Below are 21,084 nucleotides of genomic sequence, written 5' to 3'. Positions count from 1 at the left end.
GTTATTCGCCAAAGGCATCGTAGTTTCCCATACGTAGGAGCATCGGGAAATGGCGTCGATAGCGATAAAGGGGGAAATCTCCTTCGTCCCCAAAAGAAGTAAAATCAAATTGATGCGTTGCCTGATATTTTGCGGACGAATTGTGTTCATCAACATAAATATTGGACAGGCATGGCTGCCCGTCATACATGTTAATGAGGATGTTATAGGCATACTTGTATCCTTGTCCTGCTTCAAAACTCAGTTCTATCCCCTCCTCCCCTGCTGTTATATTCTCAAAACTCAGCATTGTTTCAGCTTCCGTGTTGCGAATAACATTGGTGTAAACCCATCGTCTTCCCTTGTATTCTATCGCAAGAAGGCGGTCGGTAAAAATCGAATCCGTAATAATGTCAACAGCAGTCGTCATGGTTATCGGAGATAAAACAGCGGCATTCATCCCTTTGAATGATGCTTCTCCCATCTTTACATAAAAGTCAGATATCCGAAATCCTTTCCATGTATAAAATCCCTTCCAACGGTTTGGAGTAGGACAACTAAGCTGTATCGTATTATTCACAAAACTTGTCAAGTGCTGAATCGGCTTCCCATAATATCCTATTACAGTATCAGTCTCGGCATCATACCCGTATTCTATCAATGGGTTTCCTGACTTTTCACTTGTCGCAGCTGTGTCGGACGGAAGGCTGCAAGCCATGCAATTAGCTGCAGCCAACATAAGTAATAAAAAGGAACACACCTTTCTTTTCATATTCCTTACCCTTTTTCGTTTTATAATCTACCATCGATTATGTCATTTCCATTGCCTGCAAAAGTAATTAAAAGTAATGATATACCTTAATTCCGCAGCACAATTTCTTGTGAGAACTCCAAGTGCCTGAGAAACAAAGTCCTCAAAACACTTGGATATGTCAGAATTTTCACCTATCTTGGTGCTGCAAACATAACAAGCAAGCAAAAAACTGACATGACAAAGGTAGCAATTAAAAACGAGAATATCACTTCCTTCGGAGGAATTTATCACATCATGGACGTTTTTTCAAAGCTGGGCTTTGAAAAACTTACCGGATCCGTGTTGGGCAGACGCGGATGCAGCGGCAAGGCATTCAGCCATGGAAGCATCCTGGGATCTCTCTTCTTCAGCTACCTTTGTGGCGGGGATTGTCTTGAGGACATCAATGCGCTTACAGGACAGTTCAGGCAGAGACCTGACACGCTGTTGCCCGGTGCCGACACCGTGGAGGCGCGGACTGAAGGCGCTTGCCGAAAAGAATATTGTCTACAGGAGCGAAACCTCCGGCAAGTCTTACAGTTTCAACACTGCAGAGAAGCTGAACACCTTACTTTTACGGATGATACGGAGAATGGGACTTATAAAGGCGGGCAGCCATGTTGACCTGGACTTTGACCACCAGTTCGTTCCTGCCCACAAGTTCGATGCAAAGTATTCCTACAAGCAGGATTTTGGCTATTTCCCTGGCTGGGCTTCCATTGGGGGGATCATAGTCGGAGGTGAGAACCGTGACGGAAACACCAATGTGAGATTCCATCAGGAGGACACGCTCCGTCGCATTATGGACCGTGTGACCTCCGAACTTGGTGTGGTAATAGAGCGTTTCCGTGCTGACTGCGGGGCGTTCTCGAAGGAGATCATCCGAACCGTAGAGCCGCGCTGCAACACGTTCTATATACGTGCTGCCAACTGCGGCAGCCGACACGAGGACTTCCGCCAGCTGGAAGGATGGAAGAGCGTTGAGGTTGGCTATGAGAGATGCGATGTCACCTCCGTCAGCATGGACAACCTCACCGAAGGAAAGTCATACAGGCTTGTCGTACAGCGTACTCCCTTGAAAGACAGGCACGGCAGGGTACAGACCGATATGTTCGGAGTGATATACACATACCGCTGTATCCTTACCAACAACCAGACATCCACAGAGAAGGACATCATTACATTCTACAATGAACGCGGGGCGAGCGAAAAGAACTTCGACATACAGAACAATGACTTCGGCCGGGCACATCTGCCCTTTTCCTTTATGGCTGAGAACATGGTTTTCATGATGGTTACCGCCATGCTGAAGAACTTCTATCTCTATCTCGTCCGTAATATCAGCGAGAAGGTCAAGCCGTTGAAAAGGACAAGCAGGCTGAAAGCCTTTATCCTGCATTTTGTCAGCGTGCCGGCAAAATGGGTACGGACGGGAAGACAGAACGTTCTGAACCTGTATACAAATAAAGCATACTATTCTGAAGTATTCCTTGAACAGGCAGCATTTCTTTGTGGTTCTCATATTCCCCATTGGTTTGGGTGGGGGATTTCATGTCTGGGCAAGACCCTAGAAGCCCCGAAAATCCTCATATCAGCATACAGAGCCCCAAAAAGACATCTCAACATGTAAAACCGCCTCACAAGGAAAAACGCTACGGAATTGAGGTACTCCTTTATCAACAGGAAGCCTGAAAAGTATAATACCATCACTCCAAATTCCGGAAGACCCACTTTTATTAGTCATATATTAAAACTCAATGGATATGGGGACAATAGGCAAAGAGAAATGATAAAATCCTGTGTTTGAAGCGGTTGGATACTTTAGAATATAATCGAAGCATAAGAAGATATTAATTCATTGGCCTGATGGTCTGTTCTATAAATATAATCTCATCTGACGTAAGACCATATTGATTATAGAATTTCGTGTCATCCCGATTACAACTAAAATCCTGCATGGAAATAAGATTAAAACCGGTACATGAGCTGGAAGTGGGAATACCGCCTCCTTCCTGCCCAACAGGACATACGCAAGCGGTGTATAACCGGCCTGTACGGAAACAGGAACTGCTGAGAAATCTCATCCACATCCATGCCGACAGCAAAAGAAAAGACCAGTTCAGTACTCGCCATCGAGTAAAGAAATGGTCTTTTCCTCAGCTTCCATGGAAGCATCGCTTACAGCTCAGGACATCAGCCTGCGCGTCTGTCTCCTGATGCACCCTCCCCAAGGCGGAGAGGTTTACAGATGCAGGTCGTGTCCCATACGGTCGCGCTTTGTCCTCAGATAACGGTAATCGAACTTATTGGGGGCAATCTCAATGGGCACATTCTCCGTGATTTCCAGACCGTAGGCTTCCAGACCGACCCGCTTGGTGGGATTGTTGGTCATCAGCCGCATCTTGTGTACACCGAGGTGGCGCAGCATCTGTGCACCGCAGCCGTAGTCGCGCTCGTCGGGGCGGAAGCCGAGATGGATGTTTGCCTCAACAGTGTCGAGCCCCTCGTCCTGCAGTTTGTAAGCCGCAATCTTGTTCATCAGACCGATGCCGCGGCCTTCCTGCTGCATATAGATAAGAATGCCCTTCCCTTCCTTCTCGATCATCTGCATGGCCTTGTGGAGCTGCTCGCCGCAGTCGCATCGCCGGCTGCCGAGAATGTCGCCTGTCGCACAGGAAGAGTGTACACGCACGAGCACCGGCTCGTCTTCCTTCCACGTACCCTTGATGAGGGCCATGTGCTCCAGACCGTTCGCCTGCCGGAACGGAATCAGATGGAAAGTGCCGTACTGCGTGGGCAGCTCCACCTCGTCGCCCACCTCGATGCTCGACTCCTTCTTCAGACGGTAGGCAATGATGTCCTTGATGCTGATGATCTTCATGCCCCATTCCTTCGCACGCTTCTGCAGATCCGGCATACGTGCCATGGTGCCGTCCTCGTTCATGATTTCCATGAGCACGCCGGCCGGGAAGCAGCCGGACAGCTTGCAGAGGTCGACGGCCGCCTCGGTATGCCCCGAGCGGCGCAGCACGCCGTTGTCCTGCGCATAGAGCGGATTGATGTGCCCCGGCCGGCCGAAGGTCTGGGGAGTAGAGTCCGGATCGGCCAGTGCCCTGATGGTCTCGGCACGGTCGTGGGCGGAGACGCCTGTCGTGCAGCCTTCCAGCTTGTCTACCGTAACCGTGAACGGCGTACCGAGCATGGACGTATTGTCCGACACCTGATGGGGCAGATCCAGCTCGTCGGCGCGAGAGAGCGTAATCGGCACGCAAAGCACGCCGCGGGCGTTCTTCAGCATGAAGTTCACCTTCTCCGGCGTGATCTTCTCCGCCGCCATGATGAGGTCGCCCTCGTTCTCGCGGTCCTCGTCGTCTACCACAATGACGAACTTCCCCTCCCGGAAATCGTTCAAAGCATCTTCGATGCTGTCGAGTTTAAAGTCTTCCATATATTGTTACTGATTATGAGTGTTTCAGGTTCTTCCGCCGGAAGCCCTCTTCTCCATCCACTCTATCTCCGCAATCACCACGTCATTGCAGCTGACGATGGTACGGAGGTCACGGTAGAGCCGCAGGCGGAAGCGCCACATACGGAAGTAGAAGAAGATGCCTGCCGGCAGGATGAGGGCTGCAAGGATGTTCAGCCACCGGCGGTCGAAAGGCCTCGTATGCGCCTTCACGGCCAGTACCGGGTAACGGTTCAGCTCGGTCATGATGACCTTGTCGCGCGTGTTGCCCAGATCTTCGATGACGGTCTCAAGCTCGTCGCTGATGCCCTCGATGACATGGTCGGCATGATAACGGAAAAACACCTTGATCACATTCGGCGGCGATGTCAGGTTGCGCGACTTCGCATATTCGGTGACCTGCACATTCAGATGCCGGAGCCGTTCCGCATCCCTGCCGTACTCCGGATCGTTCAGTATCACTTCTTTGCTGGCTATGCTCCGTTTGATGCGCAGGCCGAACATCCTCCGCAGCAGGTTCATGTACAGATCGGCATTGAACACCGCCGAGTCGTTGTTTGCCTTGTAGGTGAAGAACACCGCCATCGGGATGAGCACCGCCATCGACAGTCCTTTGCCGAACCAGATCGCCCAGTCGCCCTGCCGGGACATACGGTAGCCGGTGTTGTCGAGGATGTAGAAGATGATGAACACGATGACGCTGACGATGATCGGGATGCCCAGTCCGCCCTTGCGGATAATGGCACCGAGCGGTGCGCCGATGAAAAAGAAGATGATGCAGATCAGCGACAGCGTGAACTTGTTGATGGTCTCGATGTCGTGCAGACGGATCAGTTTGTCGCCGTCGCCGGTCACCAGACTCTTGAATTCCAGATCGCCTACCTCCTGCTGGACGGTAGACAAGGCCTGGTCGACGACCTGCCGGCGCTGGTCGGCAGGCAGTCTGCTGAACATCGAATCGACCTCAAAACCCTTTCCGGCGGCCATCCGGACCGCCTTCCGCTCATCAGAAGGAGTGAGCTTCGGCGACGGATAGTAAATCGCCTGCGCATCCTTATAATACGCCTTCCCTACACTGTCATAGACATGAATCAGGGAATCCTTGTCGTGTTGTATACGGGTAATGCTCTTCGTGCGGGCATCATTCGAGATCCCCGCCATGTCAGTGAGATTGAAGTCGCCGTCAAAGTCGAGCACGATGTGCTTATGGGCGAATGTCTCCCGGCGATAAGGGACGCTGGCACTGTTGCCCATCTCCTGCGAGCGCATGTTCTCGAACCACTCTCCGCTCCACAGGTTCAGCACGAGGTGCTTCTTCTCCGCCGTCGACTGAAGCATGCCCGAATCGGCCAGGATGATGGCCTGGTCCTCATAGCTGTCGGTCATCCGATACACCATTATATTATAAAGGTGTCCCGTCTTCAGGTCTTTCTTCTCTACATAAAGGTTGGTATTGGGAATGCCGTCATAGAAGATCCCTTCGGGTATCTCCAGCTCCGGACTTTTCTGCTTCATGGAGATGAGCAGCTGGGCGATGTGCTTCTGCGCGCTCGGCCCGACGTTGTTCTGGAAATAGAACGAACCGCAGGCGATGAGGACACTGATGACGATCAGGCCGCGGAACGACTGGATCAGTGAGATGCCTGCCGACTTGATGGCCGTCAGCTCGGAGCTCTCGCCGAGGTTGCCGTAGGATATAAGGGAAGAAAGGAGTATGGCCAGCGGTAGCGCCTGAGGTACCATCATCAGACTCATGTACCAGAAGAACTGCCCGAGAACATCCACGGACAGTCCCTTGCCGATCAGGTCGTCGACATACCGCCAAAGGAACTGCATCATCAGCACGAACAGGCTGATGAAGAAGGTCCCGGCGAAGAGCATGCCAAACTGCCTGGCTATGAATATATCTAATTTTCTGATCCGAAACATGAGACGATGTAGAATTGACTACTCACCTTTTCCTTGCACACAGACAGACTGGCTGCAAACGTGTGCAGCCCCACTTCCTGCAAAGGGAAGGCAAACGTGTGCAGGAGAAAGATAGCTTTCGTTCTGCCGAACGCAGCTTACTTTCTGCAAAAGTACATAAAAATATCAGAGTAATGGTCTTTTTTAGTTTTTTTATTCTCCGCCTGCCACCCTGCGACCTGTCCGGCAATGTTCCGGAAGGGGCTGATGAAACCGGACTGCAACCCTCAAGGCCGTGAAAAGAAAAGCAGAGCGTTCCAGCCTTTAAACAGAAAAAGCAGACCTGCAGAAACCTCAAATCTCAAACCTCAAACCTCAAACTCCCGTAATCCGGTGCAGCCGGTCTATGTTCTGATTCCATATCCGGACAAGATCTTCCGCCTCTCCGTCCTCGGCGAAATCGGTGATACCGAGATGATAGTTGCCGGCGATCTCACTGTGGAACATCCTTATTTCCCAATAGGAATCGTCGTCCGAATCATCCCAACACAGTCGTATATGACTGTTCTTCACCATCTCCATCACAATTGCCGTATGTGTTTCATGTTCGCGGAGCGGGTCTCCCCACACGAACGTGGCTACATTCTCCTCAAAGAAGACATCGTCGGCCAGCCATTTCTTCAACCCGACCGGCGTACTGATCAATGTCCACACGGCACTGCCCGAACGGGTCTTCAGCTCATATTCCAGCTCTATTTTCCTGCTCATTATTCAAATGTTCTGCATTTTCTTTCATTATTTTTATAACTCTTCTCCCCCGGCCGTCCGCTCCAACCTGCCGGCATCCCGCTACCTGTCCCGGCCTTGCAGGACAGCCACCGCCCCCCTCCTGCCGGCGGAACGGAACATTCCCCATACAGCCCGCCATGCAGCCGCTCATCCGGCTCTACGGAAAGACAGAAACCAGCCCCGCAGACAGCAGCCGCCTGCAAATATAAAACTTTTTCCTGTATATCCGCTAAAAAAGTGATTCAAAATTTGCAGACTTAACTTTTTTTCCATACCTTTGCACCCGCTTTCGAGAACGAAAGCACCATGGATGGCGGGATAGCTCAGCTGGTTAGAGCGTCGGATTCATAATCCGGAGGTCGTGGGTTCGGGTCCCACCCCCGCTACGTTGAGAATCAAGGAGTTACGAAGTTTTCGTAACTCCTTTTTCTTTTATCTGGGAAAACATTGGGAAAACAAATGGGTCAGTCCTAAAACCCAGTTGCAAGCCTATACTCTTAAGCACACAATTTCATAAGCCTATATAAAAAGAAAGGAATATCTGTAACTCCTCTGAACTGTGCCCTGAATGCCTTAACCTTAGCATTGAATGACTCGGCATTTGCATTCGTAGCTCTGTTTACAAAGAAATTGAGTATGGTTTGATAATGATTTTCAAACGTGTCAATCACTGTGTAGAAATTGTCCACTCCCAGCTCTTCAACCTCATTAAACCATTTTGCCAGCTTCAGCCTTGCAGCATCCTTGATGCTCTTGATGTTATAAATGTCGGTAAGTTTCATAGCCAAATCATATGCCTTTTTCAGTGTCGGATAATGTTCAAAGATGATTTCCGCCCTACCTTTCTGTGTTTCAGTCCACTTGGTCTTGTGCTTGGTCAATATGAACTTTGCTCTGGCGAGCAACTGCTTGCGCGTGTCACCATTGCTGTATCTAAATGGTATATATTCCTTACCCTTACTTTTAGCTTCTTTTATCTCCTCATTCTCTTTATCTCTTGCCATCCATCGGTAAGCAATACGCATGTCATCCAGAGCATCATAATATAGTTTCTGCACATGAAATCTGTCATTGGTAATAAGTGCTTTTGGAAAAACAGAGCGGGCTATGCGCATCATAGAAGATGATAAATCGAGTGTTATCTCCTTGACTGTCTTTCGTTTAGAAAGGTTTATCGTCTTGAGAACCTGGATGACGTCCTCTGCCTTGGTCCCTTTAACCACAGCTACCAAAGTCCCTTTTCTGCCCTTTCCCGCCTTGTTGGTCAGAAAAGTATAAACCTCGCCACTGCTTAGACAGGTCTCATCAATACTTAGGTTCTCACCTATGTTATCTTCAAACAATAGCCAGTCTTGAGCATGCCCCAACTGGTCCCAGCTACGATAATCACTGAAATGTTCCTTGTACTGTGTGGATAACTGCTTGCCATTTACGCCATAGTGCGCACCGATGCTTGCGATGCTCTCTGCAGTGGACTCAATTCTATTCTTTTAAAAAAGAAACGAACTCGGGGGATAGTTTACTGCCCTCGGCCGTCAAGTCATCATATGAATAAGTAAATATCTCTCCGTTGGAACTGTCACGCCACTTGCGACGGCGAACATGGAGGTAGACGGCTTTGCCACGAAGAGGAAAGTCCTGAATTACACGCTCGCTGGTAAAACCATAACTGCTTACAGTGCCTAGCTTATGGTCTGACTTTTCCATAAAGTTACGCTCGTCAAGCCAAAAGTCAAACTGGGAAACACTCTCTTGAATATCGACAACATCAAAGTAGTCGGCAAGTACATCTGGAAAGATGCAACGTAATAGTTGGTCACTCTTCATGATGCAAAGGTAATAAATACTTATGGAATTATGTGCTTAAGAGTATAGGCTTGCAACTGGGTTTTAGGACTGACCCAAACAAATGGCTTTTGAAAAGGCTATGATATCCTACTTTAAATCGCTTATTTGCAAAATGGTGGGCAATGCCATAGAGTATAAAACAGAATCGTATGTAAATAAGCAATGCCTATTGATACATGGCTTCGAGGTTAATGCTCAGGTGGAATAACATAAAAAGAAAGATATAAGTACCCCATTTTTTGTGTCAAGCATAGTTTTGCTCATAAAAATATCACGCTCTTTATAATAATCTGCTATTATTTTTATAACTTTGTGACAGGTTTTAACAAATCGCAATTTGAGAAATCTATTATCAGATAGAATTATGGAGAATCATTTTGTTGACTATCTCATAGAAGGGGACAATTATCCACCAGTCGGATATATTCCTTTTGACTCCTCTGACCACATTCGTTTCCAAAGCGGGAAGGATGCTTCAGGTCACAACCTTGGCTGCAACAGACGCTTTATTATTGAAAAGAACATAGAAGGCGGTGAGGGTTATACAGTTACAATATATAATCTCGATGGAATTCACCCATTATGGAAAGACAACATCCAAATGGCACCCAAGCGAATGCGAATAATTTCAACGAGTGAGAATATTGTTGAGCTGCGTGGATATGGATATGACGAAGACGCTTTGGCACTAGGTGTACCCTTGACAGATGCATCATTCGATAATTATGGTATTGTACTCTTAATAGAAGATGCGGAAATTAGAAGAATTCAACTTAATATATACGACAGAAATGTTAGCATTGTATATTTAAAGTAAGTATGTATTTACATCTTGATTACCTTTAAGAATAAAATGGCTCTATAACGAATTGTGTGAGTAATCCATCTTTATCCAATACGATTCGTTATGGAGCCAATAAATTAAATATCAAATTATTAATTCGCTATGGCAGAATTAGAAATTAGACAATCAGAGTCCAATATCTACAGCAACGTTGAAGATTGTGAAGCTCTTCCTTTGTTCGTAAGATATACAAGTGACGATGCTAAATTTTATGACAAAGATGCGACGATTTCTTTTGAAGATACTGTTGCACAATTGTCGGGTACCCACACGTGCTACCTTATTCACCGTCGTCAAAAGGGACGAAATAAGGTATATGAAGAACTCGCAATAAAGTTCGACGAACTTCCTTTTTGCATGACTGCACAATTGGCAAGGGATGAATGCACTTTACGCGCCCCTCATTTCACAGTCAAGAATATGGTTTTGCCTGAAGAAAAAGACCAATTTATAGTTAGAAAATGTGAAGTCCGTTTTGTTGATTTATATGAGGATTCATTCAAATTGATAAACGGAGCTGGTCCTTATTGGATTGGTCATGTTCAAGAGATTACCCAATTCATGAAGGATTGTTTCTCGCTTCCGATACCCCCTATTGAGATTCAAATAGAGGAGGACAAGGAAATGTGGCAGGCTTATCTTGACGGCCTAAATACTCTATTAGAGAACAAACGAGATTTAATCAAGATTCAAAACATTAGCAAACAAAAAGGGGGGTTGCTTAAATTGGATTTTGATATGAATAGCTATGCTCAGAATTTAAATAATGCTATTACTGAAGAAATAAAAGGGAAATGCGAGATGGAAGCGAATGTTTCCATCGATGATGGAGAATGCCTTATATCATTTGATAGTTACCAATCCATTCCCGAAGATACTATAGAAAGTATTAAGGCAATTGGAAGAGACTATTGCTATCAGGCTGATTCAGAACCCACCAATACGGTAAGCGGGAAAATTGCAATCATATCAGATTCAGAAGAATTAGCAGCCATAACCTCTTCCATTGATTCGGAATTGACTGAGTTCGGAGTAGATTTAAAGAAGAATGAGTCGGGAGAGTTTCTTTTAACCTCTGATAAGGATATTGTATTCCTTCAGAAAATTGTAGATACTCATCACAAAGGTATAGCGGAGGTTGTTTGTACGACCAAATTGGTCATGGCTTTATTGCCTTCTGCTGAATCTATTGATATAAACAACTATATTAAGGCCCTTCCTAATGACACCCAGGTTATACCACATGGGAAACATTATGTAATAACGTCTAAGCGTCCTCTTAGTACAGAACTTTCCATATTCCAAAAACTTCGTTTTGCAAGTTGTATGGTATCTGTTTCACCTAAACAAATAGATACGAGGATTGAGATTGAAGGTGCTAACATAAAAGGAAATACCTACACTTGGATTGTAAATGATCCTAGCGAACTGCCACGAGTTGGCCGTTATTTTAATATGGTTAGAAAAAATTATTCCGACCAATATATTAGTAGTACATTCCACTACGCTTTTGCGCCCCAGATTGAAAAGTCTGTTCTTGCAGATTTGAAGCTCCAGAATTATGGCAAATCTTCACTGCAAGTAGATGTGCCAAGATCGTGTGTCGTTTTCTACCCAAAATCTCAAGAGGATTATACAACTCTTAAAGAAGAAATTTTCTCACAGTTTGATGACTCTATATGTGCAGAAGCTCCTGAGTATGAACCAACAGCACGCATAGAATTCCTTTGCGAGAATGAAGAATATCGTAGAAGCGTATTTGAAAAGGTCAATGTGGCACTTGCTGACAAACGTGGCAATTTCACAACAAACAGACTCAGCAAAGATGCTAAAGAGTTGAATTTTGCTTTCAATTTTGTGGACATTGAGGAAAGAGATAATATTGAGACTATAATAGAAGGGGCACTTGCCTCTATTCATGGAATAAAGCTTCTTTATGATGACAACAATAATAAGGGTGTTACACAATGGACGCTTTCGGAGGACCTTTCTTTATTGCAGGAATTAGATCGCAAGCTTCAATCTGACTTTAGAAATGAAAACGTCAATTATATTAATGGTTCAAAATATGATAAGTTAAGCGAGGTCGATGAAGAAGAGTTAGCGCATAGTCAGTACTCAAAGGAAAGCATTATACGTCATCGTCGTCGTCAGTATCTTCAAAAAGACAGCCTAAATATTGGTAATTGCGTACGAAGAACAAGAGACTATACCATCATAGAACCCAATAATGACGTTTTAGAATTATTATCGTCAAAAGAACTGAAAATTGTTGCAGGTGACTATATACAATTCCCTGCCATGGGTGAAACCATGGAATTAATGCGCCAAAGCAAGGCTATGAGTCGTATTTTAAAGCCAGAAAGCAAATACAACCATAGGCCTATAAATCCGAACCTTCCAAATTTCATATTTGACCCAAAGTATGCAGGAGAAACCGTTGTTGACATTAATACAGCAATGGAAGACATTCGTACTCACAAGATCGGGAATCTGAACGAAAAGCAATTGGAGGCTGTCACAAAATCTGTTCTTGCTAAAGATTTAGCACTTATACAAGGTCCTCCTGGTACTGGTAAAACAACTGTTATTGCCGAGATAATATGGCAAGAAATCCGCAAGAATCCTGATTGCAGAATCTTATTAACATCACAGACAAATCTTGCAGTTGACAATGCTCTTGAAAGACTGCAAAGTCAATCTGGTATTCGACCTGTTCGTATAGGTAAACCTGACAAATTGGAACCGGAAGGAAGAAGATTCTCTTTGCCAGTAATGGATAGTTGGGCGCAAGACTCTGAGAATGGAGAAGATAATGCAACTCGTATTTGGATTGATAGAATTGCAAATAAAATATCTAATGACCCCAAATATTTGTCTGCGATCAGCTCTTGGAAGAACGAACTCGAAGCCAAGGATAAACATTCCAGGACTGAGTTTAGCCGTTTATACAGAACTAATGTAAATCTCGTGGCTGCAACATGTAGTATTTGTGGTTCTCGTGATTTTATGGAGTCATATTCTGACATGTTTGGAGGTAACGAACGTTCTGACATGTTTTTTGATGTGGTAATTATGGATGAAGCCAGTAAAGCCACACCATTAGAAATGGCAGTACCACTTGTCTTGGGCAAAAAAATTATCGTCATTGGTGACCATAAGCAGTTGCCTCCAATGATGGATGAAAATACAATTGATAGCGCTCTAGAAAAGATTGGCAAAAAAGAAATTGCTGCGAAATTACAAAAGGCTGAATCTCAATTCAAACGTTTGTTTGAAGCTGCTGCAAAAGTTAGAAAGACAATCGTTGCCACACTTGATACACAATATCGTATGCATGAACAGATCATGAATACAATTAAACAATTCTATCAAGATGAACTTGCCGCGACTGGTGGATTAAAGTGTGGAATAACCGAAACTATGGACATTCCAGATTTGGCAAATAAGGGAAGTAGATGGCATGGTATAACATTAAATCCTATAATTCAACCCAGCACTCATGCAGTATGGATAGATGTTCATACCCCAGAAACATACTTAAGCCCTGGTTACAAAAACGAAGGTGAACTTAAAGCCATAGATTTAGTTCTTCAGGCTCTCCTACAGGCTGATGGATATTCTGAGTTTGTGAATGCACAGCAAAAACCAGAAGACAAAGAAATTGGCATCATTACATTCTATAGTGCTCAAAGTCGGGAAATCCGAAAGAAGTACAAGGGAAAGAACTATAGAATGGATGTAGTTGACAGATTCCAAGGCATGGAGCGCAACATTATTATTGTTTCAACTGTTCGAAGCAACCCTAAGAACAATATTGGTTTTGCAAAAGAAATCGAACGTATTAATGTCGCTTTCTCTCGTGCCAGGCGTCTTCTTATTGTCGTTGGCAACAAACGTCAATTTGAGAGTAATAGTAATTATGCTGCTTCCATTGCAAATATGGAAACTGTTAGTTTTGAACAACTTAAAGATGCAGTAAGATGAGCAAGATAAAAAAACATAAAAATACAGCGACCCAAAAGGCACAGGAACCTATTGGTACTCGTATAGCCAAGGCAGTATTCGAAGAAAAGAAAATTTCTGAAAGAATCTTTGGATATATTTCTTATGACATTAACTTTATCAAAGCTACTTATGCAGGTAAAACTCAAAGACCTGCAAAGATAACATCGCTTGAAAAGGGTATTGTCGGCATACTTCTTGTAGATGGAACATCGTCATTTAAAAAAATAGGTTTGATTTTGGGTTTGGACGTAGTAAACGACAAAGCAGAACAGTCAATATTGCGGACAGCGATTGATACACTTCGAGGCTTCAATGCTATTGAAGGTGATGATTCATGTATGGCTCTTACTGATGCCGGTCGCACATACGCAAGCAAAGGTGAACGTCCTGATACCTATACAAAATCGTTTGATATATACGTTGATAAGTCCCACTTGTCTTGGTTGAATATAAAAAATTGTATAGGCGACAATCTCTCAAAAATTAACGAGATTAACACGCCTTGTGACAATCTAAATCTTTCTTTAGAGCAGATTAAGCAGTATGCAGAATGTCAAGCACAAGATGTGCATTTTCCACAGAATCGTTATCTTTTAGAAAGTGCAATATGGAGTGAAGGACATGAGGCAAGTTATAAGGTATATGTGTGCTTTGTACAAAGTATTGCTTCATCGGAAGAGGTTCGTGCATTTGTTTTCGACGAAAATTCAAATACATTAAATCATGTAATGTCGGAGCAGATAAATTCCAACCCAGAATTGTTGTCGGAACTTCTTGAAAACTGTATTAGGTTTGAGTGTGAAATTGACGAGGAGACCATAGTACTCGAAGGAGATGCAATAGAGACTGCCAAATCAGAAATTTCTGAAGACATAAAGGAGGCAGAAAAGCAACTATTACTTGAAGAAGAGAATGCTCAAAATGCACCTTTGTCAGATACAAAAGCAGAGTCCTCTCGATCAGCAAATACAGATAAGGAGAGACTTCATAAAAAAGCACTATACGATTCTTTATCTTTTGAGCTTGAACTTCAAAAGATTTTCAATGAGGATGATCCAGATGAAATATGGCTCATTAGCCCTTGGATTCGAAAGGGTGCATTTATGCACGATCGCGGTCCACTTATAGAAAATTTCCTCAAGGACGAAAACAAGAGAGTTTTCATTGCTTATTCTGAACCTGCATCTAATAACGATGGAAAACCAATGATAGATGAAGAGGTTGAACCTGGAATAAAATTGTTGGATGAACAATATCCTAATTTTTTCTATGTTCAACTCCCAGAGTTTCATCTTAAAAATGTCATTGAAGTTAAAGGTGACCAGAAAGTCCTTTTTTCAGGAAGTTTCAATGTGTTATCGTTCTCAGTATCAGAGGAACAAAAACATATACGAAGAGAAGAGATGACATTAGCGCATCATACCGTTGCAAAGAATAAGTATGTAGATTTTCAATTGGAATTTGCAGAAATTTACGCATCGAGGATACAGAAGAAAATCGAAAGTCTGGAAGTTACATCCTTAGCAAATTACAAGAATGAACGCTTAGATTATTTCTTGAATGTTGACAATCCTAAGGTTCATAAGTTGTTCAGCCCGATTGAAGATTTACTTGAAGAAAAAGTTTTGGGATGCCTTAAAGCGGAACTGCATAAGAAACTAACAAAGATTGAACAAGAGTTAGTTGTCGCATCAAATATGGGAGGGCTAAACATGAAGGATAAAAAGAGGTACAAATCATCATTGGAAAGTATATCCAAGGATTTGTCTTCTAATTCAATAGATGATCCTTCTATAATTGAGCTGCTTGAAAGTTGTCTCAATCATTTAGACGTTGTACCAGATAAGAAAATATTTCCTGGCAAAGTCTCGCCTAAAACTGCAAGACAGCCATTTGCTCCAAGGCAGCCACAAAATTCCACCATGGAAAATCTAGACACTGAAAGTGCATCAATTTTAGAAGTTAAAACAATGGTATCTGAAGCAATGGACGGAAGCCAACATGGAACCCGAATAACAATCGATTCTGTGGCTAAAGCTAAAAAGATGTGTTCTCCAACTAATATTGGCCTTGAAAACATTGACAAATTGTTTAAGGTTTTGGCTGGTACAAATGTTTTAGCTTCCGCAATAAAGGTCGGTATCGAAAAGAAAATGAGACTTGCTGATGTTCATAATTCACTTCGAAGAATCGTAAAGAAATGTGAAGACTTCGACAATCTCAGTATTATATATAATAATGGAGACCAAAAACGGATTATTTTCGATGTTGAGGGTATTCAGTTCCAATATGAGAAATTTGAGGTGAATGATGAATTAATGATGTTTATCAATAGTCATAACAATCGAGTTACTCGATGGAATGGTAGTCGCACCTTCCTTTTTTCTGTTGAGATAATTGAGATTGCCACAAAATATAAAATTGAGTAGTATGTCACGATTCGAATCTTCAAGATTTGTACGAAATCCTCAGGTGATGCACGTAGATGTTCTTAAATCTGCGTGTGACACCTTGGGATGGTCGTATTCTGTTAGAGGAAATGAGCTACTTGTAACAGATACAAACCAAGGCACAAAACTGTATGGTGAATTTGCCCTTAAACTTAATCTCACAACAAATAAAGTAACATATAACACTTATTATATACCAAATGCAGCACAAAAAGTAGAAGAATTACAAAACCAATTCTATGCTTTGAATGCTGCATATGCAAAAAACTCATTGGTTCAAGAATTTAAGAAAAAAGGCTTTACCTATAAAGCAAATGATCGATTCTCTCCAACAACAGAAGAAGTTTATAGCTTTTTTATGGTAGGTCGTTCAAAAGACAAAAACGAGGACGAACCTGTTGCGCAGATAAAGTTTGTTATTTTAAAAGATGGGACGATTGTTACTGACTCCGACTATCTACCGAACGATGTTAATGAAAGAGCTCATGACGCTATGGATGTCCTAGAACAATTACTGGGTAACAAAAGGGTAATGACAAAGAAAACAAATATTCCAGCTAAATATTTAGCAAAGATGAAGTCCCGTAGAAAAAACACACAATCTATAGAACAGAAATAATATCAAAATGGAAGCCATATATTCGAAAATTAAAGATATGCTAAAGGCATATTATCCAGTCCTGTATCTGACCAGTTTTGAATATGACAGAACAAAACAGAAGATAGAAGGTATAATAAATATACTTAAGTCGGAAGGAAGGGGTGTTCGTCTATTCAACTGGAATTGTGTAAGTGGTTTACGAGACCTTAGTAGCGACAAACCCCTACCTGTCATTAATAAAGATGATGAAGAAATAGTTGAACCCGAAGAGGTGTTAAAATACATTCTAAATGACAAGGATACAAGTAAGGATGTATTTGTGTTGGAAGATTTCAACAATTATATAGAAGAGGAAAATGTTAAATACTATATTCGTTCTATCGCTGAAAGAGCAAGGCATACGAATACTCACGCCATTATTTTGTCTGCTGTCTATAAATTGCCTGTAGAATTGGAAAAATATGTAACTGTATTGAATATTCCATTACCGAATAGATTAGATATGGAAAAGACACTTGGCGTTGTTGAAAGACAATGTAAGATCAATCTATCGGTGGAAATGCGTAATAGAATGGTAGATGCAGCTTTAGGGATGACCTCTATGGAAGCAGATTTGGCATTTTGTCTTGCTGCTGTTAAGGACGATTTTGGACAGAATGCACCATATACAGTTTCTTCAGAAAAAGAACAAATCATAAAGAAGTCTGGCATCCTTGATTATTTTCCTAAGAATGAAAGCCTTAAGGATGTTGGTGGTATGGAAGTTCTAAAAGATTGGCTGTTCAAAAGACAAAAAGCATATGAAAAGAAAGCACGTGATTTTGGATTACAAGAACCAAAAGGCTTATTGCTGTTGGGCGTTCCTGGTTGTGGAAAGAGTCTTACTGCTAAAAGTATTGCATCTTTCTGGAATATGCCATTATTGAGGTTGGATATTGGCAAGGTTTATCAAGGGTTGGTTGGTAGCAGTGAGGACAACATACGAAAGGCAATTGCGACCGCAGAAGCTGTAGCACCTTGTGTTCTTTGGATTGATGAAATAGAAAAAGGACTTAGCGGTGTACAATCAAGCGGTTCAACTGATGGAGGTGTAACATCAAGAATTTTTTCCACAATATTGACGTGGATGCAAGAGAAAACATCTCCAGTATTTGTCGTAGCTACTGCAAATAACATCAATCTCTTACCACCAGAATTGTTGCGAAAGGGACGTTTCGATGAGATGTTCTTTGTAGATCTTCCAAGTCAACAAGAACGAGAAAATATATTTTCCATACATTTAAAAAAGAAGGGACAAGATCCTTCTCAATACCCAATGGAAATGCTTGGCAAGAAAACGGAAGGTTTTAATGGCGCAGAAATAGAAGAATGCATAAAAGAGGCCATGTTTGCGGCCTACGTTGAAGCACCAGATGAACCGAAACTTCTAAGTAAGCATCTAATGGATGCCATAGCAAAGACTGTTCCTTTGTCAACAACAATGAAGGAACAAATCGCTGCACTTAGAAATTGGGCGGCTACGAGAGCTAAAAATGCTTCTAGTGAATCGATTGCTGAAGAAAAGAAGGAAATGCCTATCCTTCTCACTCGTCCAGAGTTGGCGCTTGAAAGGTCATTTGATTTAAATACTACAAAAGAGTAATGAATGAGTATCGAGATATAATTAGGTGCTTATGATAACGTTGTCCCACCTCTTACCATTCCGAACAGAGAAGTGAAATGCGTTAATGCCGATGGTACTGCAAATTCGGGAAAGTAGGTCGGTGCCAGCCCGGAAGCGAACAGGGATGATAACATGTGATGCATAACTTAATCCAGAAAGTCATTATGGATAATTTTAATGTTATTCTAGTAAATGGTGACTTGTAGTTAAATCAGTCCGAAAACAAAGGAGCTGATTTGAAAAAGTCATCTCCTTTTGGGGATTCGTCTTAGACTCAACTTGGAAAGTGTTTTGCTGACCTTGTTTGGCTACTTGCTTTAGTGGGGTTAATAATGCTTCTGTAATAAGGACCTCCTGAGCATGGGGGTAAAAGGCTCTTTTAAATTTGTAAGAACGAATTCAAATTACAAAAATACAAGTTTTGCGAGTACCTGCGGGAGAATATTCGGTGCGCATTAAAAACTTAAGTATAAAGGCAATTTTTAAACTAAAATAAGTATCTTTGTGAAGATTGTCTATGTGATGGTTAGCCATAGCTTTGAGTGGCACAGGTATCTATCTCTGACAAAGTATTGGAATTCAATCTGTCTGCAATGGCATTCATGATATTGTAAACAGAAGAAAAAGTACATTGGCGGACTCCAACACACCAGAGTGAATAAAGCTCTGCAGATGTACCCTTTGGTTGTAGGTGATACAAAACAGGATGCTGTTTACTTTGGTTCGTCTTTTTATGGGCCCCATCTCTCCGCTGGGAACGAATCCAGTGAATTGGGCTACAAAACTCGAGAGAATGTTGTTATTCAATCTGGCAAACTGTTTGTACGACCAGTACACAGTTGTCCTAACCTGTAGAACAAATGAAGAACAATGTTCAAAGTGCAAACCATCTGTCGCCACAGCAGATTCTAAAATCGTGGCATCAACAACATCTTTCTTTTTATAACAAGTTCTTGGCAGAATTTAATGCCATGGCTAAAGGTGATATGAGTTTCATGGCAAAATTATTCGGGCTCTTCTTGAACCATCAGCCGAAAGAGATGGTGGAGGTGTGGGAATATATGGATGACTTTGTTCAAAATGATTTTATAGCGCCCAAAAGAATACCTGCCATCGTAGAAAAATATGATACTATGGTGGACGAATGTCTTGATGGGAATATTCTCATTTGCCTGAACCTGGCATCATGTGAAGCCGTGGCATTGAATACGTCCGATTCTTATACGCCAAAAGCTGATGAGTTTGTTATTGATGTAAAATGGCTGGATGCTTTATTCGCACACCTTCCCAAAACAGTACGTGTCTATTTCAATAGTCTCATTGACGGCATGATGAAGGAATATGATGCTTCTGTTGGTATGACCAAAGAAGAGATGGAGGCATCTTGCAGAGAGCTTGTGAAATTGGTAGCAGAAACTTATATGGTCTATTGCCTATTGATGGTTCCGAAGTTCTTGAAAAGTCTGCTTGCCCAAAAGGATGTGGAGAAAGACTCGATTTACAGCCTGTATTATTTTATGATTTTTGACCACGGATTTATAAAGATGACTTCCGCAGCCATTAGCAATATTGATGCAGCTAACCCTAATATGGAGGAACAAACCTTGTCCGATATTGCTATAAAGAACCTTGTTCAAGAGAGCATCCTCGATGGTTTTGAGAAGAAAACAGAGTGGAAGGCAATCGTCAAGAAAGAAGATGAGGAAACGGGAGACTTCATCAATTCTGTGTTAAGTCATGTCCGTAGTACAGGAGGTAAAGCCAAAGACTTACGGACACTCAAAGAACTACTTACAAACGACACCCCAGAGATGCTTAAAAACATTCACTGCTTTGTAAGCGAGAACTCAGAAACCACGGCATTAGGGTGTCTATATTATTTGCTTCAAAGAACCCATGCTCTGCGTCCTTGCAATTTCAAAACATTCTGCAGCTCAGTGTTTGTCGCCATGGATATGCCTGAAAAGGATATTACTAAGGCCCGGCAGAAATACAACAAGATAAAAAAACATGAAAATGCACTCTCGGAGAAGCTGATTCGTCAATACTTGCTGGATAAGTCGCAAAGAAAACATGAGGTCAATTGGGATAAGGGCTATTTCTCTGAAGAATGGAAAAGTATTCGTAAGATAGTCAATAAATGGCTACCGATATTCGAGAATACGATGTCGGCTTGATATGGTACAAAATAATGTTTTATGAAGGCGGATAAAAGCGTTGCGATACCCTCTTATCTGCCTTTTTCTGTTATTGTATGTTATATCTCGGTCTGTTTTTTTCGTGAATAATTAAAAAGACATGTTTTGATTTTCATGTTCCTAATTTTGCGGTGCAATAAAGATCGATCGGATTGCACAGAGTTAAACAACGTCAGTAATCATTTGCTGACAATTAGGAATCAAACAAAAATGGACATGAAGATATTTTCGATAGAGGAGCTCTTGCAGACTCCTATTTGTATGATGAATGGTGAACAGTTCGCTTTTCTGATGAACAATCTTTCACTTTACTGCAATAAGAACAATGTTAAGGATGAACTTTCCAAGCCGAAGAGACTTACCTATGGCATCAAGGGTATTGCTGAGACGTTTGGATGCAGTGTTCCTACGGCAAACCGAATCAAGAAGAGTGGTATCATTGACGATGCCATCTCTCAAATTGGACGCAAGATTGTTGTTGATGTTGATAAGGCTTTAGAACTTGCTGCGGAAAACAAAAATTCTATTCTCTAATCT

13 protein-coding genes, 1 tRNA gene, 1 rRNA gene and 1 pseudogene are annotated in these 21,084 nt (G+C 42.6%); 10 read left to right on the top strand and 6 right to left on the bottom strand.

Translation table 11 applies throughout. The annotated features are described in order from the left end of the window. Position 1: 1 nt before the first annotated feature. Positions 2–751 (bottom strand): hypothetical protein, encoded by a 750-nt coding sequence (locus J4864_RS00930; RefSeq protein ID WP_211814277.1) that lies wholly within the window; start codon positions 749–751, stop codon positions 2–4. A 216-nt stretch (positions 752–967) separates the two neighbouring features. Here J4864_RS00930 and J4864_RS00925 point away from each other — a divergent pair. Next, a pseudogene (locus J4864_RS00925) lies at positions 968–2,267 on the top strand (IS1380 family transposase); the annotation flags it as partial. A 747-nt stretch (positions 2,268–3,014) separates the two neighbouring features. Here the strand turns inward: J4864_RS00925 and J4864_RS00920 are convergent. The 3 genes from J4864_RS00920 to J4864_RS00910 form a co-directional block, all read right to left on the bottom strand. After that, entirely contained in the window at positions 3,015–4,220 is a 1,206-nt protein-coding gene (locus J4864_RS00920) for a bifunctional 3,4-dihydroxy-2-butanone-4-phosphate synthase/GTP cyclohydrolase II (RefSeq protein ID WP_211814276.1), read from the bottom strand. A gap of 24 nt (positions 4,221–4,244) precedes the next feature. After that, positions 4,245–6,167, bottom strand: a complete 1,923-nt coding sequence (locus J4864_RS00915; RefSeq protein ID WP_211814275.1) for an LptF/LptG family permease — start codon at positions 6,165–6,167, stop codon at positions 4,245–4,247. A 354-nt stretch (positions 6,168–6,521) separates the two neighbouring features. After that, a complete protein-coding gene (locus J4864_RS00910) occupies positions 6,522–6,914 on the bottom strand; it encodes an START-like domain-containing protein (protein WP_211814274.1) in 393 nt (130 codons plus the stop codon). Positions 6,915–7,247: 333 nt separating this feature from the next. Between J4864_RS00910 and J4864_RS00905 the strand changes: the two genes are divergently transcribed. Next, positions 7,248–7,321 (top strand) — tRNA-Met (locus J4864_RS00905). 111 nt (positions 7,322–7,432) lie between these two features. On the opposite strand, the gene J4864_RS00900 is transcribed toward J4864_RS00905, so the two are convergent. Further along, on the bottom strand, positions 7,433–8,416 hold the full coding sequence (locus J4864_RS00900; protein ID WP_449579656.1) for an ISAon1 family transposase: 984 nt from the start codon (positions 8,414–8,416) through the stop codon (positions 7,433–7,435). Position 8,417: 1 nt separating this feature from the next. Continuing rightward, positions 8,418–8,762: an ISAon1 family transposase N-terminal region protein gene (locus J4864_RS00895; RefSeq protein WP_211813571.1), complete on the bottom strand. Its 345-nt coding sequence runs from the start codon at positions 8,760–8,762 to the stop codon at positions 8,418–8,420. 385 nt (positions 8,763–9,147) lie between these two features. On the opposite strand from J4864_RS00895, the gene J4864_RS00890 reads away from it, so the two are divergent. The 8 genes from J4864_RS00890 to J4864_RS00855 all read left to right on the top strand — a co-directional run bounded on the left by J4864_RS00890 (position 9,148) and on the right by J4864_RS00855 (position 21,081). Further along, on the top strand, positions 9,148–9,600 hold the full coding sequence (locus tag J4864_RS00890) for a hypothetical protein (protein ID WP_211814273.1): 453 nt from the start codon (positions 9,148–9,150) through the stop codon (positions 9,598–9,600). Positions 9,601–9,729: 129 nt separating this feature from the next. After that, on the top strand, positions 9,730–13,614 hold the full coding sequence (locus tag J4864_RS00885) for an AAA domain-containing protein (protein ID WP_211814272.1): 3,885 nt from the start codon (positions 9,730–9,732) through the stop codon (positions 13,612–13,614). After that, the gene (locus tag J4864_RS00880) at positions 13,611–16,064 is read left to right on the top strand and encodes a hypothetical protein (protein ID WP_211814271.1); all 2,454 of its coding nucleotides are present in this window, start codon (positions 13,611–13,613) and stop codon (positions 16,062–16,064) included. The genes J4864_RS00885 and J4864_RS00880 overlap by 4 nt, the downstream gene beginning before the upstream one ends. A gap of 1 nt (position 16,065) precedes the next feature. Continuing rightward, positions 16,066–16,704: a hypothetical protein gene (locus J4864_RS00875; RefSeq protein WP_211814270.1), complete on the top strand. Its 639-nt coding sequence runs from the start codon at positions 16,066–16,068 to the stop codon at positions 16,702–16,704. A gap of 7 nt (positions 16,705–16,711) precedes the next feature. Further along, the gene (locus tag J4864_RS00870) at positions 16,712–18,328 is read left to right on the top strand and encodes an AAA family ATPase (RefSeq protein WP_211814269.1); all 1,617 of its coding nucleotides are present in this window, start codon (positions 16,712–16,714) and stop codon (positions 18,326–18,328) included. A 21-nt stretch (positions 18,329–18,349) separates the two neighbouring features. Then, positions 18,350–18,458 (top strand): 5S ribosomal RNA (gene rrf, locus J4864_RS00865). A gap of 751 nt (positions 18,459–19,209) precedes the next feature. Next, positions 19,210–20,526: a DUF6043 family protein gene (locus J4864_RS00860; RefSeq protein WP_211814268.1), complete on the top strand. Its 1,317-nt coding sequence runs from the start codon at positions 19,210–19,212 to the stop codon at positions 20,524–20,526. A gap of 231 nt (positions 20,527–20,757) precedes the next feature. Beyond that, positions 20,758–21,081 carry a DUF3853 family protein gene (locus tag J4864_RS00855; protein ID WP_211814267.1) on the top strand — a complete coding sequence of 108 codons (324 nt, stop codon included), beginning with the start codon at positions 20,758–20,760 and terminating at the stop codon, positions 21,079–21,081. Positions 21,082–21,084 lie beyond the last annotated feature (3 nt).

Source organism: Prevotella multiformis (genome assembly GCF_018127985.1).
In the GTDB taxonomy this organism is placed as follows: Bacteria; Bacteroidota; Bacteroidia; order Bacteroidales; family Bacteroidaceae; genus Prevotella; species Prevotella multiformis.
This window is presented reverse-complemented; position numbering and strand designations above follow the sequence as displayed.

Coding starts and splice junctions, on each gene's coding strand:
- J4864_RS00910 (WP_211814274.1), bottom strand. CDS start 6,914: ATGAGCAGGAAAATAGAGCTGGAATATGAGCTGAAGACCCGTTCGGGC.
- J4864_RS00875 (WP_211814270.1), top strand. CDS start 16,066: ATGTCACGATTCGAATCTTCAAGATTTGTACGAAATCCTCAGGTGATG.
- J4864_RS00895 (WP_211813571.1), bottom strand. CDS start 8,762: ATGAAGAGTGACCAACTATTACGTTGCATCTTTCCAGATGTACTTGCC.
- J4864_RS00885 (WP_211814272.1), top strand. CDS start 9,730: ATGGCAGAATTAGAAATTAGACAATCAGAGTCCAATATCTACAGCAAC.
- J4864_RS00880 (WP_211814271.1), top strand. CDS start 13,611: ATGAGCAAGATAAAAAAACATAAAAATACAGCGACCCAAAAGGCACAG.
- J4864_RS00855 (WP_211814267.1), top strand. CDS start 20,758: ATGGACATGAAGATATTTTCGATAGAGGAGCTCTTGCAGACTCCTATT.
- J4864_RS00930 (WP_211814277.1), bottom strand. CDS start 751: ATGAAAAGAAAGGTGTGTTCCTTTTTATTACTTATGTTGGCTGCAGCT.
- J4864_RS00860 (WP_211814268.1), top strand. CDS start 19,210: ATGAAGAACAATGTTCAAAGTGCAAACCATCTGTCGCCACAGCAGATT.
- J4864_RS00915 (WP_211814275.1), bottom strand. CDS start 6,167: ATGTTTCGGATCAGAAAATTAGATATATTCATAGCCAGGCAGTTTGGC.
- J4864_RS00920 (WP_211814276.1), bottom strand. CDS start 4,220: ATGGAAGACTTTAAACTCGACAGCATCGAAGATGCTTTGAACGATTTC.
- J4864_RS00890 (WP_211814273.1), top strand. CDS start 9,148: ATGGAGAATCATTTTGTTGACTATCTCATAGAAGGGGACAATTATCCA.
- J4864_RS00870 (WP_211814269.1), top strand. CDS start 16,712: ATGGAAGCCATATATTCGAAAATTAAAGATATGCTAAAGGCATATTAT.